The organism is Micrococcus sp. iso_26, from assembly GCF_056172975.1.
On the sequence record NZ_JBWBTV010000035.1, the window covers coordinates 1 to 307 of the forward strand.

1 protein-coding gene is annotated in these 307 nt (G+C 71.0%); it reads left to right on the forward strand.

The features are described 5' to 3' along the window. Positions 1-120: hypothetical protein (locus AC0VX0_RS12440; protein WP_475452225.1), on the forward strand; the 120-nt coding region annotated here is incomplete at its 5' end. Between the last annotated feature and the right edge of the window lie 187 nt (positions 121-307).

Below are 307 nucleotides of genomic sequence, written 5' to 3' on the forward strand. Positions count from 1 at the left end.
GGGACCGGCACCGGGCAGATCAAGTCCGGCGCACCCGGCCGCGGGGAACGCGTCGCGAAGTACAACCGGCTCACCGAGATCGCCGAGCAGCACCCGGAGCTGCCCTACGGACTGATCTGACCACCGGTACTCGAGCTGCGAGCAGTGTCCAGGAACGCCGTCACAGCGGGCCCCGGGCGGCCTGACCAGATCGCTCGCAGCGGCCGGATCAGTGGCGGGCCGAGCAGTAGCGCCCGGACGAGGGCACCGTCTTCGAGGTCAGTGTCGACGGTGCGGAGACTCATCACCGCGGGCGCGATGCCCGCTC